Annotated in this window: 14 protein-coding genes; 2 read left to right on the top strand and 12 right to left on the bottom strand. The window is 67.1% G+C overall.

Annotated elements, in window-relative coordinates; genetic code table 11:
• Window positions 1–10: 10 nt before the first annotated feature.
• The 8 genes from ACZYY4_RS09780 to ACZYY4_RS09745 form a co-directional block, all read right to left on the bottom strand.
• Window positions 11–1,534, bottom strand: coding sequence for a SulP family inorganic anion transporter (locus tag ACZYY4_RS09780; RefSeq protein WP_463809789.1), 1,524 nt, complete (start codon window positions 1,532–1,534; stop codon window positions 11–13).
• 155 nt (window positions 1,535–1,689) lie between these two features.
• Entirely contained in the window at window positions 1,690–2,754 is a 1,065-nt protein-coding gene (locus ACZYY4_RS09775) for an ABC transporter ATP-binding protein (RefSeq protein WP_463809788.1), read from the bottom strand.
• A 13-nt stretch (window positions 2,755–2,767) separates the two neighbouring features.
• On the bottom strand, window positions 2,768–3,616 hold the full coding sequence (locus ACZYY4_RS09770) for a carbohydrate ABC transporter permease (RefSeq protein WP_463809787.1): 849 nt from the start codon (window positions 3,614–3,616) through the stop codon (window positions 2,768–2,770).
• Window positions 3,616–4,500 (bottom strand): carbohydrate ABC transporter permease, encoded by an 885-nt coding sequence (locus tag ACZYY4_RS09765; RefSeq protein WP_463809786.1) that lies wholly within the window; start codon window positions 4,498–4,500, stop codon window positions 3,616–3,618. Before ACZYY4_RS09765 ends, ACZYY4_RS09770 begins: the two co-directional genes overlap by 1 nt.
• Window positions 4,497–5,837 carry an ABC transporter substrate-binding protein gene (locus tag ACZYY4_RS09760; RefSeq protein ID WP_463809785.1) on the bottom strand — a complete coding sequence of 447 codons (1,341 nt, stop codon included), beginning with the start codon at window positions 5,835–5,837 and terminating at the stop codon, window positions 4,497–4,499. The genes ACZYY4_RS09765 and ACZYY4_RS09760 overlap by 4 nt, the downstream gene beginning before the upstream one ends.
• 11 nt (window positions 5,838–5,848) lie before the next feature.
• Window positions 5,849–7,762, bottom strand: coding sequence for a YhgE/Pip family protein (locus ACZYY4_RS09755; protein ID WP_463809784.1), 1,914 nt, complete (start codon window positions 7,760–7,762; stop codon window positions 5,849–5,851).
• A 2-nt stretch (window positions 7,763–7,764) separates the two neighbouring features.
• Complete coding sequence (locus ACZYY4_RS09750) at window positions 7,765–8,493, bottom strand: ATP-binding cassette domain-containing protein (RefSeq protein WP_463809783.1); 729 nt, start codon at window positions 8,491–8,493, stop codon at window positions 7,765–7,767.
• A gap of 73 nt (window positions 8,494–8,566) precedes the next feature.
• Window positions 8,567–9,451 carry a sigma-70 family RNA polymerase sigma factor gene (locus ACZYY4_RS09745; protein ID WP_463809782.1) on the bottom strand — a complete coding sequence of 295 codons (885 nt, stop codon included), beginning with the start codon at window positions 9,449–9,451 and terminating at the stop codon, window positions 8,567–8,569.
• Between the two features lie 69 nt (window positions 9,452–9,520).
• Between ACZYY4_RS09745 and ACZYY4_RS09740 the strand changes: the two genes are divergently transcribed.
• Window positions 9,521–9,874 (top strand): DoxX family protein, encoded by a 354-nt coding sequence (locus ACZYY4_RS09740; RefSeq protein WP_463809781.1) that lies wholly within the window; start codon window positions 9,521–9,523, stop codon window positions 9,872–9,874.
• Here ACZYY4_RS09740 and ACZYY4_RS09735 read toward each other — a convergent pair.
• From ACZYY4_RS09735 to ACZYY4_RS09720, 4 genes are read right to left on the bottom strand one after another with little or no spacing between them, the layout of a single operon-like run.
• Window positions 9,871–10,314, bottom strand: coding sequence for a TOBE domain-containing protein (locus tag ACZYY4_RS09735; protein WP_463809780.1), 444 nt, complete (start codon window positions 10,312–10,314; stop codon window positions 9,871–9,873). The two genes, ACZYY4_RS09740 and ACZYY4_RS09735, sit on opposite strands and share 4 nt — an antisense overlap.
• A gap of 33 nt (window positions 10,315–10,347) precedes the next feature.
• The gene (locus tag ACZYY4_RS09730) at window positions 10,348–11,160 is read right to left on the bottom strand and encodes a ketosteroid isomerase family protein (protein WP_463809779.1); all 813 of its coding nucleotides are present in this window, start codon (window positions 11,158–11,160) and stop codon (window positions 10,348–10,350) included.
• Window positions 11,160–11,729, bottom strand: coding sequence for an isochorismatase family protein (locus ACZYY4_RS09725; protein WP_463809778.1), 570 nt, complete (start codon window positions 11,727–11,729; stop codon window positions 11,160–11,162). The genes ACZYY4_RS09730 and ACZYY4_RS09725 overlap by 1 nt, the downstream gene beginning before the upstream one ends.
• Window positions 11,686–12,099 carry a DUF2784 domain-containing protein gene (locus ACZYY4_RS09720; protein ID WP_463809777.1) on the bottom strand — a complete coding sequence of 138 codons (414 nt, stop codon included), beginning with the start codon at window positions 12,097–12,099 and terminating at the stop codon, window positions 11,686–11,688. The genes ACZYY4_RS09725 and ACZYY4_RS09720 overlap by 44 nt, the downstream gene beginning before the upstream one ends.
• Window positions 12,100–12,201: 102 nt before the next feature.
• Between ACZYY4_RS09720 and ACZYY4_RS09715 the strand changes: the two genes are divergently transcribed.
• Window positions 12,202–12,759, top strand: coding sequence for an RDD family protein (locus tag ACZYY4_RS09715; protein WP_463809776.1), 558 nt, complete (start codon window positions 12,202–12,204; stop codon window positions 12,757–12,759).
• Window positions 12,760–12,762: the final 3 nt, after the last annotated feature.

Here is a 12,762-nt window from a genome sequence, read left to right as displayed (position 1 = left end):
CCCCGACTCGTCAGTGCTCGGCGCCGAGTTGGCCGGAGAGTCGCTGATGGCGGTGTGCTGAATCGCGGTTCAGGCCGATGATGTCGACGGTCTTGCCCCGGGCCTGATACTTGGTGGTGATGGCATCGAGGGCGGCAACGGTGGAGGCGTCCCAGATGTGTGAACCGGACAGGTCGATCACCACGTTCGGCGGATCTTCGCGGTAGTCGAACTGGTAAACCAGGTCGTTGCTGGAGGCGAAGAACAGCTCACCGGCCACGCGGTACCGGACGCAACTGAGATCGGCTGTGGTGACCCGCTCGACTGTCATGAAGTGGGCGACCCGGCGGGAGAACAGAACCATAGCGGTCAGGGCTCCGACGATCACACCGTAGGCCAGGTTGTGGGTGGCGACAGTCACCGCGACGGTGGCCAGCATGACCAATGTTTCGCTGCGCGGCATCCGGCGCAGGGTGGCCGGTGCGATGCTGTGCCAGTCCATCGTCCCGACCGAGACCATGATCATCACCGCGACCAGCGCGGCCATCGGGATGCGGGCCACCACACCGCCGAGCCCGACGACCAAGCAGAGCAGGAAGACTCCCGCCGCAAACGTAGAGATCCGGGTGCGTGCGCCGGCGACCTTCACGTTGATCATGGTCTGCCCGATCATGGCGCAGCCACCCATACCCCCGAACAGGCCGGTCACCACGTTGGCAACCCCCTGGCCCCAGCCTTCACGGGTCTTGTCGCTGTGAGTGTCGGTGATGTCGTCGACGAGTTTCGCGGTCAACAGCGACTCCACCAGACCGACCAGCGCCATCGCCAACGCGTAGGGGGCGATGATCGACAGCGTCGACATGCTCAGCGGCACATGAGGAATGAATAGTGTCGGCAGGCTTTCGGGTAATCGCCCCTCATCACCGACATTGGGAATATCAACCGAGAACATGATTGTGGCGATGGTCAGGACAACGATCGCGAGCAGCGGAGCCGGTACCGCGGCAGTCAGTTTCGGCAGTACCACCATCATCGCCAGGCCGGCCGCAACGAACGGATAGACCAGCCAGGGCACCCCCAGCAGGTGCGGCAGCTGCGCCGCGAAGATGAGGATGGCCAGTGCATTGACGAAGCCGACCATCACGCTGCGCGGAATGAACCGCATCAACCGCGCCACACCCAGCGCACTGAGCACGATCTGCAGCAGTCCGGCCAAGATCACCGCTGCGACAAGGTGATGCAGGCCGTGCTCACGGACCAGTGGTGCAGCTACCAGCGCGATCGCACCGGTGGCCGCTGAGATCATCGCGGGCCGGCCACCCACGAACGCGATGGTCACGGCCATGGTGAATGACGCAAAGAGTCCGACGCGAGGGTCGACGCCCGCGATGATCGAAAACGAGATCGCCTCGGGTATCAGCGCCAGCGCCACCACCAACCCGGCCAGCAATTCCGTCTTGAGTCGGGCCGGTGAACGCAGCGCGGTCCGCACCGCAGTGCTGGGATCACCCGCCTCGCGCACGGTCGAGGCGGGCGGGATCGAGGGAGGCGGCACGAGGGGTTTCCGATCAGTCACAGCATAAAGTGCTGAATTGCGGTGCCGAACTCTACCGTCGCCGCGCAAGCGGGTGCATCTTTCGTGCGCCAGCTCACCGTCGGTCCGATGCGACGGTGAGATCACCTCGCGAGTGCTGCCGGACCGCGTCGCCCTCATCCCAGCCGGGAACCATCGGGGGCGAAGAAATGCAGGTCCGCCACATCGAGGTGCAGCGATAGCCGGTCGCCCCGCCGAACATCGGTGCCGCCCGGGACCCGCGCGATCACCGACTGCGGTGACTGCGGACCGACCGTCCGACCGTACAGAAAGGTGTCGGCGCCCAGTTCCTCGACGAAGTCCACCTGGACAGCGATTCCGCGGTCGGCGATATGGAGCTGCTCGGGCCGGATACCGACGGTCAACTCTGCTGCGGCGGCGACGATTTCGGTCGGCAGGGCCAGGGTCTCGCCCCCCAACGACACCGCGCCGTCGACTACCGGCACGGTGAACAGGTTCATCGCCGGAGAGCCGATGAATCCGGCGACGAACACATTGGCCGGATTGCGGTACAGCTCACGGGGCGGTGCACACTGCTGCAGCACTCCGTCGCGCAACACCGCGACCCGGTCGCCCATCGTCATCGCCTCGACCTGGTCGTGGGTGACATAAACGGTCGTGATGCCCAGCCGACGTTGCAGTTCGGCGACCTGGTTGCGAGTCTGCACCCGCAGCATGGCATCCAGATTCGACAGTGGCTCATCCATCAGGAAGACCTGCGGGCGGCGCACGATCGCCCGGCCCATTGCGACCCGCTGGCGTTCACCACCGGACAAGTCCTTGGGTTTGCGGTCCAGGTGCGCCTGCAGGCCCAGCAGCTGGGCGGCCTCCAATACCCGGGTGCGGATCTCGGCTTTCGGCGTCTTGGCCACCTTGAGGGCGAAACCCATGTTCTGCGCCACGGTCATGTGTGGGTACAGCGCGTAGTTCTGGAACACCATGGCGATATCGCGATGGCCCGGGTCGGTCGCGGTGACGTCATCGCTGCCAATGCAGATGCGGCCGGCGTCAACAGGTTCCAGGCCGGCCAGCATCCGCAGAGTGGTCGTCTTGCCGCATCCGGACGGCCCGACCAGCACCATGAATTCGCCGTCCTGCACGGACAGATCCAATGCGTCCAGCGCTGGGCGGTCGGCGCCGGGATAGCGCCGGGTCACGGAGTCGAAGGTCACGGCAGCCACTGTGATCCCCTGACTACCGTCCACCGAAGCCGGTTGCAGCGATGCCGCTGACGAAGGCGCGCTGTGCCACCGCGTAGATCACGATCAGCGGGGCCAGCATCAGCATGGACGCCGCCATCAGCACCGGCCATTCGGCGACGTACTCCCCCTGCATCCACACCAGTCCGAGGGTAAGGGTGGCGATGCTCTTGCGTTGGATCATCAACAGCGGCCACAGGAAATCGTTCCAGACATTGATCCAGGTCAGTACCGCCAGCACCATCACCGCAGGCTTGGCGTGCGGCAACAGGATCCGCCAATAGACCTGCCACGGCGAACACCCGTCCAGAATGGCCGCCTCCTCCAGGTCGATAGGCAGCGTGGCGAAGAACTGTCGCATCAGATAGGTGCCGAACGCACTGCCGAACAGCCCCGGAATGACCATCGCCCATACGGTGTCGGTCCACCCGAACACCCGCATCAAGATGAACTGCGGAATCACCGTGACCGTCAACGGCACCATCAGCGTGGCCAGGTATGCCACGAACAGCGTGTCGCGTCCGGTGAACGGTAGCCGGGCGAAGGCATAGCCGGCCAGTGAGCAGAAGAAGACCTGCCCGGCCGTCACGCAGCCGGCGTAAAGAACGGTGTTGAAAAGCATCCGCCAGAACGGCATCCGGGCGAACACGTCGACGTAGTTCGACCACTGCGGGTGAGCGGGCAATAGCATCGGCTGGCTGATCTCGGCCTGGCGTTTCAGCGACCCCGACAGTGCCCACAGGATCGGGAACAGCGCACACGCCGCCACACCGACCAGGCCGGCGTAGACGCCGAGCAGTCCGGCGATGCGGTGCCGCGCCGGCCGGCCGGCCTGCCGGGGCATCACTGGTCCACCGCATTCCGGCGCGACAGCCGCAGTTGGAGGACTGTCAGCACCAGCAGCACGGCGAACATCACCCACGCCAGCGCGGACGCGTAACCGAAGTCCAGGAACGCGAACGCCTGCTGGAAAAGCATGATGGCCAACACGTAGGTGCCGGTCTCCGGACCGCCACTGCTTCCGGTGAGGACATAGACCAGATCAAATGCCTGAAACGCGTTGATGACCGAGATCACCACCACGAACCAGAGTGCGCCGCGGATCATCGGCACCGTGATGGACACGAAGCGCCGAACCTCTCCGGCGCCGTCGATGCGGGCCGCCTCGTGCAGTGAATCCGGCACACCCTGCATGGCCGCCAACAGGATCACCGTCGCAAACGGTACGCTCTTCCACACGCTGACCAGGCACAGCGAAGCCATCGCCCAGTGCGGTTCGGTCAACCAGGGCACCGGGGCGACACCGAACCAGCCGAGCATGATGTTGAGCAGGCCGCTGTCGGTGTTGAACACGAACTGCCACACCACCGCGATCACCACCGATGACACGGCCAACGGAAGAAAGGCGATCGCCCGGAACAATCCGATGCCCTTGATGGTCCGGTTCAACAGTCCGGCCACCGCCAGACTGATCAACACCGTCGGGACCACGGTGCCGACGGTGAACACCGTCGTGTTGCGGACCGCGATACCGAACAGCGGGTCATTGGTGAAAAGGTCGGAGTAATTCGTCGCGCCGACGAACTTCGGCGGGGTGAACAGATCCCACCGCTGAAAGCTCATGTACAGCGAAAAAGCGAGCGGGAACGCCATGAACACCGCGACCGCCGCCAGGTTCGGGGCGATGAACCACCGTCCCGCCCGTGCTCGCCTGCGTGTCGGATTCATGCGGTGGCCAACACCTCGTCGATCTGCGGTGTGAGCCCGGCCTTCAAAGTCGCCGCGGGCCGCTTTCCGCGCAGCACCGGCCCGATGGCGCGGTCCATCAGGGCGTGCACCTTTTGCCAGTCCGGGGAGATCGGCAGTCCCTCGGAGTGGGCCGGGCCGCCGGTGAGCACCGCGAGGTTGGTGATGCCGGCATGCGCGGCGGTGAACTCGGGCGAGGCGATCGCGGATCGCAGCACCGGCACGAAGAGCCCGGACGCCCCGATCAGCATCTGCCCGGCCGGCCCGGCCGCGAATTTGACGAACTCCCAAGCCTGTTGCTGGTGGCGACTGGCGGCGGCGATGGCCAGGCCGGTACTGCCGATGGCCGAGCGGGCGGCCATGCCCTTGGCGGCCGCGGCCGGTCCGGTCGGCAGGACCGCCACGTCGAAGTCCAGGTCCTCGGCTTGCGCGAAGGTCTGGTAGCGCCAGTGGCCGCCGAGCGCCATCGCCGCCTGGCCCCCGGTGAACAAGCCCATGGTGGATATCGCCTGGGTGTCGGAGGCGGCAGGCGCCACCCGGTGCACATTCGAAAGGTCGGCGTAGAACTGGATGCCGTCGAGGAAGGCGTCGTCGTCGAAGTTGAGGTGGACGGGGTTGAACCGTGGCACGGCCCACGGTGTGCCGTTGTTCATCCCGAACAGCGCCGCGGAATACGGCGGCGACCAGGTGTCGACGAACCCCCACTGGACGACCCGGCCGTTGGCCGACCGGCGGGTGAGTGCGGTTGCCGTGTCAAGGAATTGGTCGAACGTCCAGGGCTGATCCCAACGTCCCGGCGGCGGTGACACACCGGCCTCGGCGAAGATCCTGGTGTTGTAGAACAGGAATGCCCCCGACCACTGCTCAGGGAAGGCGTACTGGCCGCCGTTGAAGCCGAACGTCTCATAGAGCGCCGGGATGCTGTCGGCGTGCAACGCTGCGGCGAACTCGCGATCCCGGGCCAGCAGCGTGTTCAGGTCTGCCAGCACGCCCCGGTCGGCCAGGCCCGCATAGTTGAACTCCCAGGCCATCAGCACATCCGGGCACCTGCCGCCGGCGCAGAAGGTCGACATCTGCTGGGTGGGGTCTCCCCCGGCCAGCACGGCGCGCACCCGGATGTCGGGATGCTCGCGCTGGAATGCCGCCACGATGCGCATCCGGGCGTCGGCCTCTTCGGGGTTGGCCGCGAAGAAGAATGTCAGCGCGTCGTCGTCGGCGCCGCACGCCGACGGCCACGGCACCGCAGCGGCCATCCCCAAGGCCCCGGCGCCGCGCAGCACGGTGCGTCGCCGCAACGGTTTGCCGCCCGGAGGTCGCATGCGCGAAACCGTCAGACTTCGATCGGGGGGTAGAGGCGTTCGAGCGTGTACTGGCGATCTCGGCGGGCGGCCCAGCTGCTGGCGGCCAGTGACGCGACGAGGATTCCGGCCAGCACGCCCACCGACATCCACATCCTGGAGTCGATACCGCCGACGGTCAATTGACGTAACCCGTTGACGGCGTAGGTCATCGGATCGTAGGGGTGCAGAATCTGGAATGGTTTGGCCGTGGTCTCCACCGGATACACCCCGCCGGACGACACCAGCTGGAACATCAGGAAGGCCAGGGTGAACACCCGGCCGACGGCCACACCGAGCACGGCGTTGAACGCTTGGATCATCGCCAGGAACGATGCGGCGATGAGCGCCAGGAAAGCGACCGTGCCCGCGGCGTACTTCGCTTGCAATCCGACGCCGAAGTGCACCACCGCATACATCAGCACCACTTGGCAGATCCCCAGCAGCAGAGCCGGCCAGTAGGAGGCCAGCACCACCCGCAGGGCCCCGAGACCGTTGACAATGGCGCGAGTCTGCAGTGGGGTCAACAACATCCACACGATCAGCGAGCCGATGAACAGTGCCAGCGGCAGGAAGAACGGCGCGAAGCCGGTGCCGAAGGTGGCGGCGTGATGGGTGAAGTCCATGTCCACGCCGACCGGGCTGGCCAGGATCTGGGCCACCTCGACTCGTTGTTGGTCGGTGATCGTCGAAGCCCGTTGATCTGCTTCGCCGAGCCCGGAGGCCAGCTGGGCGGCACCGTCTTTGAGCTGATTGCTGCCGTCGGCCAATTGGACCAGGCCGTCGCTGAGCTGGTGTGCGCCCGTGTCGAGTTCCGTTGCGCCGTTACGCAGTGTGACCAGATCGGATTTGAGCCCGCCGTCGAGGGCGTGGGTGATCAGCGTGCGTAACCCGCTGCCAGGATCGGCCAGGTCGGTCTCCAGCCTTTGGGCGTTCGCGCGCAGCTGGGTCAGTCCCTCGTCGGTGGCCGGGTCCAGCCCCTTGACGGCGAGGAGCCGCTGGGCGCCGGCCAGCGTGTCACCCAGCCCTCGCACTGCCGGGTCGGGGTTGGCGCGCAACGCGTCCACCACCTGGTTGACGATTCCGGCGGCCTGCTGGTAGTTGACGTTGAGCGCCCCGATCCGGTCGGACACCGTTTTGATGTTCCCGCCCAACGCGGTAGCGGCGGCACCGGCGGCGGTCGGGTCGAAGCCCATGGCGCCGAGGTCGTCGGTCAGCTTCAGCAGCGGGTCGGTGGCCTGTTGGACTCCGGCCGACAGCCGGCGGCTGCCGTCGGCGAGCGCGGCCGAACCGGTGCGCGCGGTACCGAGATTGTCGGCCAACGTCTTTGAACCCGCCGAGAGCTGACCGGCGCCGTCGGCGGCCTTCTTGACCTCCTCGGTCACCTGGGTCAGCGCGGTGCCGATCACTTGCTGGCCGACCTTTGCGCTGACCTCGTTGAGTACCTCGCGGGCGGCGTTCTGCCCCATGACCGACGCCAGGTAGTTGTTGGCGTCATTGAATCGGAACTGGATCTGCGCCTTCTGGGGGTGCGGACCCGTCGGCGATACCACGGCCGCGCTGAAGTCGGTCGGCAGGGTGATCGAGAAATAGTAGGTTCCGTCGGAAACCCCTTTGGCGGCTTCACTTTCCGAGACCTGATGCAAGTCGAGTTGGCCGGAGTCGACCAGCCCGCGGGTCACCTCGTCGCCGGCCCGTAACTGGTTACCGTCGACAGCGGCACCGGTGTCCTCGTTGACCAGAGCGACCGGGATCTTGTCGATGGCGGCGAACGGATTCCAGAACGCCCACAGGTACATGGCGCCGTAGAGCAGTGGCAGCACGATGATGGTGATCAGGGCCAGCCGCGGCATGGTGCCGCGTGAGTAGCGTTTGAGGTCGGTGCCCAACGACATTCCGGCGAGCATGCTCAGTCGTCCCTCTTCTCGTGTCTGCCGTGGATTGTGAATTCGGCCGGGTCCAGGTGTTCGACATGGATCTGCGCGGCAACCCCGGAGCCCTCGGGCACCTCATTGGCCGACGCGGTGATCACGGTCTGCTGCTCCCCCAGCTCGATCAGCCGGCGGATCAGGGTTTCGCGGTCGCGGTCGCTGGTGACCTGGTCGATACTGCCGACCACCAGCAGTGGCGGCCGAGCGGTGTTGGCCAGCGCGATGCGCAGCAGCAGGCCAGTCAGTTCGTCGAGCTGCTCGACATAATCGTGGAGTTGCGGCGGTGGCAGATCACCGAAGACCGGCCGGCACACGGCGTCGCGTTCGGCTTCGCCGGCTCGGCGCACCAGCCGATACCAGGGTGCGTCCCAGCGGATCTGTTCGGTGATCAGGTCGGCGACCGTCACCGACTCGAAGATCGCGTCGAGCTGTTCCACTCCGGCCAGGGCGGAGATGCCGAAGATATCGCGGGCTTTGTGGTGCCCGAACGCCGTGACCGTTCCCGTCGACGGATTCATCCGGCCCGCCAGGCTCATCAGCAGCGCGGTGCGTCCCGAGCCGGGCGGACCGACCAGGACCGTGACCCCGCCGGCCGCGATATCGAGGTCGAGTGGCCCGAACACCCGCCCCCACGGGCCGGTCATGGAGATACCGCGCGCCGTCACCGCCGCCGGTGTTTCCTCAGGAGCCTTCGGTTCCTCTGGCACGGGATGTCCCCCTTAACTGCCGAATCGGTTCGCGTGACCCATCCAAGCAGAACCGGGCACCCCTGATCGGCCGTCACGCCGGATCGGTCGGGAGTTGCAGCGCCATGAGGCGCAGTCGATCCGGATCGCCGGCGATGTCGATGGCGTGAATGCGCCCGTCCTCGCCGACACCGATGCACAGCACGGCCAGCAGCCGGCCCCCGGGCGCGATTGCAATGCCGGGTGCGCCGTCGATCAGCAGGACTGCGCCGGCGCGGGCGCGGGCGGTGAAGCGCCGGGTCTCGGTGGCGACGTCGGTGGCGCCGTGCATCTCGGTGGGCACACCGGCCGGTACCTGCGCCGGATCGACCCGGCGGACCACGTCGGGTGCCAACAGTTCAAGCAGCGCCGGGATGTCACCGCCCCGAGAGGCGGCCAGGAACGCCGTCACGACCTGTAGGTGCTCGGCCCGGCGTCGCGGTTCGGCGGCCGGTCCGGCGTGTAGTCGCATCCGCGCCCGACTGGCCAGCTTCTTGGCGGCATCCGGGGACCTGCCGAGCAGTTCACCGATCTGCTCGAACGGCACCTCGAACACGTCATGCAACACGAACGCCGCCCGCTGTGCCGGTGACAACCGATCCAGCACCACCAGCAGAGCGCGGCTGACCGCCTCGGACCGCAGTACCTCCTCGTCGGCGGCCGGGGCGCGGGCGTTGTCGACGTCGATGGTTTCGGACAGTGGTTGCTCGCCGCGGTGGGTCCGCGCCCGCAATTGGTCCACGGCGGTGCGGGCCGTGATCGTGGTGAGCCAGCCCGCCAGGTTGTCCACCGCGGCGAAGTCGGCACGGCTGGCTTTCAGCCAGGCCGACTGAACGGCATCGTCGGCGTCTGCGGCCGAGCCGAGTAGATGAAACGCCACCGAATGCAGGCGGTGCCGGTGGTATTCGAACTGTCGGGCCAGATTTTCCACGTTGCTCATGGGTCACCTTTGCCGTCCGGGAGTCGTCATTGCGATAGCCACATCCACCGACGAAAGGAAGGCAACATCATGAGCGTATCGACCGTCTACCTCGTGACCGTCGCGGTTGCCGCCGCAATCACCATCGCCGTCGCGCTCGCCGACTTCATTCCGGCGGGTTTCGTAGTCGCCAATTCCGCGGAGGTGGGGGTGCCGCGATCGTGGCTACCACTGCTGGGAGGGCTGAAGCTGGCTGGAGGCACCGGTTTACTCATCGGCCTGGCCGGTGTTCCGCTCGTCGGTGTCGCAGCGGCCGCCGGCCTGGTCGCCTTCTTCATCGGGGCCGTCATCGTGCACCTGCGGGCCGGGGTGCTGTACAACATCGCATTTCCAGCCGGATACCTACTGCTGTCGACGGCATCGCTGGTGATGCTGGTGGCCTAGCCGAATTCCGCTGCCGGATCGGTGTGTCCGGCCGAACCGGCCCGGCGCGGCAGTTCCACGACGACGTTGGTGGCTTTGACCGAGGCCACGACCAGGCTCCCGGGCTGCAGCTGCAGCTCGTCGGCAGCCTCCCGGCTGACCAGTGACACCAGCCGGAACGGGCCGGCCTGAACGTCGACCTGCGCCATCACCGCGTCACGAGTCACGTTGGTGACCAGCCCGACCAGCCGGTTACGGGCGGATTGGCCGACGACCGGATTGCGCGACACCGGTTCGACGGAGGCGCGTTCCTGGGCGAACCGTGCCAGCTCGGCCCCGTCGACCACCCGGGGGCCGTTGCCCGCCGAGGCCGAAAGACGACCGGAGTCGATCCAGCGCCGGACGGTGTCGTCGCTGACTCCGAGCAATTCGGCGACTTCGGCAATTCGAAAGCTTGGCACGCCGTCGAGCTTATCCTCGCCGGACCCGGTGCCTCAGTCTTCTGCGAAGTACCGGATTGCCGTGATCAGCTGGCCGCGCCGGTCCACATCGGCGAAGAGCACTGCGCGTTGCTGCGCCGCGCTGATCGACACCGCGACGGTGCTGCCGGCCGCCAGCAGCTTGCTCGGGCGCGCACCGGCCAACCGGCGGCCGAGTTCGACGACGTCCACAGCGGTGTCGTCTCCGTAAGCCACTGTGGCATCGGGCGATAGCACGGCCCTGGCGGCGGCCAGCTGACCCGACGCGATCGCGGTGAGGAACGTCTGCACCGGCTTTTTGCCCCGGCTCCCCGGCCGGCGGAACCCGGCCGCGAATCCGGCGGTGCCGGCGAGGCGCTGATTGCGCAGCAATGTCCGCGACAACTGAACCCCGGCCGGCACCGCGGCGATGCCGTTGCCGAGGAACTGCCGCATCATCGCCGGCAGCTCCCAGTAGGCGCGCAACCTCTGTAGCTTCCATCGACCGTCGGACTCGGCCAGGTCCTGGCAGAGGTCATAGCGCAGGATCGCCGGAATGTGCATCGTCACCGACGATCCCATCGCGACCTCGAGCTGCAGGTCGCGGATGGCGGTCGTTCCGCGCACGACATCCAGGTCCCGGTGGAAGGTGATGTCGCGCGGACCGATGAACGTGTCGTAGAACCGGCCGATCTGCTCGGTACCGACGTGCGGGCGTGAGCCCACCGGGTCTTCCACTCTGCCGTCGAGGCTGAACAGGCCCACCCAACCGGCCCGGTCGTGAGCGGCCGCCGCGGCCGGCGACTGCTCGACCGCGGCCAGCAGATCTTGCGCTGCGAAGTGTGTCATCAGGCGGCCTCCAGAACGGCAACACCGGCGGCGCGCATCGCCGCCAGCGCAGCGGCCGTCGAGTCGGCGGCCACCCCCGCGGTCAAGTGCGGCAGCACCGCGGTGGAAAACCCGGCACGGATCGCGTCTTCGGCGGTGTGGCGCACACAGTAGTCGGTGGCGACGCCGACCACGTCGACACTGTCCACGTTGTGCCGGTGCAGCCAATCGCCCAGTGCGGTGTCGTTGTCGTCGACGCCGTCGAACCCGCTGAAGCCGGCGTCGTAGGCGCCTTTGGTGAAGACCGTCTCGATCCGGACGGTGCTCAGCGCCGGATGAAATTCTGCGCCCGGAGTTCCGGCGCGGCAGTGCGGCGGCCAGGACGTCCGGTAGTCCGGGTGCTCGGAGAAATGCGTCCCGGGGTTGATGTGCCAGTCTTTGGTCGCCACGACGTGCCGGTAGCGGTCGCGTCCGGCCGCGCTGTCCAGGTAGCGGGTGATGTCGTGTGCGACGGCGACAGCCCCGGTCACCGGCAGTGCGCCTCCGTCACAGAAGTCGTTCTGCACGTCGACGATGATCAGCGCCCGCATGTCCACCACCGTATCGTCGGCGCCGCAGCCGGGCCCGCCCGTACAGCACCCAGGATCCGACGACGGCCGCCAGCACCGCGGCCTCGACGGCCGCGGTCCACGCGGCCGGGTAGATGACGCCGGTCAGATAGTGGGCGATGAAGCCCTCCGGCGGCAGGGGCGCCATCCCGGCGCGGGCTCGCGCGCGGCGCTCCAGCCAGGTCAGCGGGCAGTCCAGCCGCGCGGCAACGATCAGAACCGCCCACAACACCGCTGGGACATGCAGCCAGATGGTGTGCCGCCACCGCACCGCCAGGAACCCGCCGACGACGACGTAGCCGACGAACACCAGGTGCAACGCGACGATGAGCACCACCGCGATCTGGTACATGGTCCTACCGGGTCCGCCATTTCGCCGTCCGCAGAATCCGCTTCCGCCCTCGGCCGCCACGGTACATTTGGCAGACATCCAATGTGGTCAGGAGCGGATCTGATGACAACCGGCGATTTCGACCCGAACCGCCCCGGCTACAGCCCCGGAGGCCAGGGCTACGGCCAGCCCGGCGGCTATCCGCCCGCTCCGGGCTGGGGACAACAGTCCCCCTGGGGGCAGCAACCGGCGTGGGGCCAGAAGCCCGGCGGTCTGGGCAGGCGATTCGGGGCCCGACTGCTCGACGGTGTGCTGGTCAGCATCGTCGCGTTCTTCCTGTCGGTGTTCTTGTTCTCCGACGACTATCCGTTCCTGGTGACCGGTCTGTTCTCCGGCGTGCTGACCTTCGGTTACTTCGTGTTGTTCGAGGTCACGCAGGGCGCGACGCCGGCCAAGCGACTGCTCGGTCTCTCGGTGCGCGGACCGGACGGGGCCTCCAAGCCGACGGCGGCCCAATCGGCCAAGCGCAACGCGTTCACGGTCCTGGCGGTGGTCCCCTACCTGGGCGGCCTGCTGGCCTTCGTGGCCTATGTGGTGATCGCGGTGACGATCAGCGGCAGCCCGACCAAACAGGGCAAGCACGACGAATTTGCGGGCGGGACCCGGGTTATTCGGGACTGACAA

The organism is Mycobacterium sp. IDUB_21 (assembly GCF_055419425.1).
Note: the sequence above shows the minus strand (reverse complement) of the source record. Positions and strands in the feature narration are given on the sequence as shown.

Excerpts from the sequence above, each read along its gene's own strand:
- ACZYY4_RS09770 (WP_463809787.1), bottom strand. The coding sequence starts at position 3,616 with ATGCCCCGGCAGGCCGGCCGGCCGGCGCGGCACCGCATCGCCGGACTG.
- ACZYY4_RS09765 (WP_463809786.1), bottom strand. The coding sequence starts at position 4,500 with ATGAATCCGACACGCAGGCGAGCACGGGCGGGACGGTGGTTCATCGCC.
- ACZYY4_RS09760 (WP_463809785.1), bottom strand. The coding sequence starts at position 5,837 with ATGCGACCTCCGGGCGGCAAACCGTTGCGGCGACGCACCGTGCTGCGC.
- ACZYY4_RS09755 (WP_463809784.1), bottom strand. The coding sequence starts at position 7,762 with ATGCTCGCCGGAATGTCGTTGGGCACCGACCTCAAACGCTACTCACGC.
- ACZYY4_RS09745 (WP_463809782.1), bottom strand. The coding sequence starts at position 9,451 with ATGAGCAACGTGGAAAATCTGGCCCGACAGTTCGAATACCACCGGCAC.
- ACZYY4_RS09740 (WP_463809781.1), top strand. The coding sequence starts at position 9,521 with ATGAGCGTATCGACCGTCTACCTCGTGACCGTCGCGGTTGCCGCCGCA.
- ACZYY4_RS09730 (WP_463809779.1), bottom strand. The coding sequence starts at position 11,160 with ATGACACACTTCGCAGCGCAAGATCTGCTGGCCGCGGTCGAGCAGTCG.
- ACZYY4_RS09725 (WP_463809778.1), bottom strand. The coding sequence starts at position 11,729 with ATGCGGGCGCTGATCATCGTCGACGTGCAGAACGACTTCTGTGACGGA.
- ACZYY4_RS09720 (WP_463809777.1), bottom strand. The coding sequence starts at position 12,099 with ATGTACCAGATCGCGGTGGTGCTCATCGTCGCGTTGCACCTGGTGTTC.
- ACZYY4_RS09715 (WP_463809776.1), top strand. The coding sequence starts at position 12,202 with ATGACAACCGGCGATTTCGACCCGAACCGCCCCGGCTACAGCCCCGGA.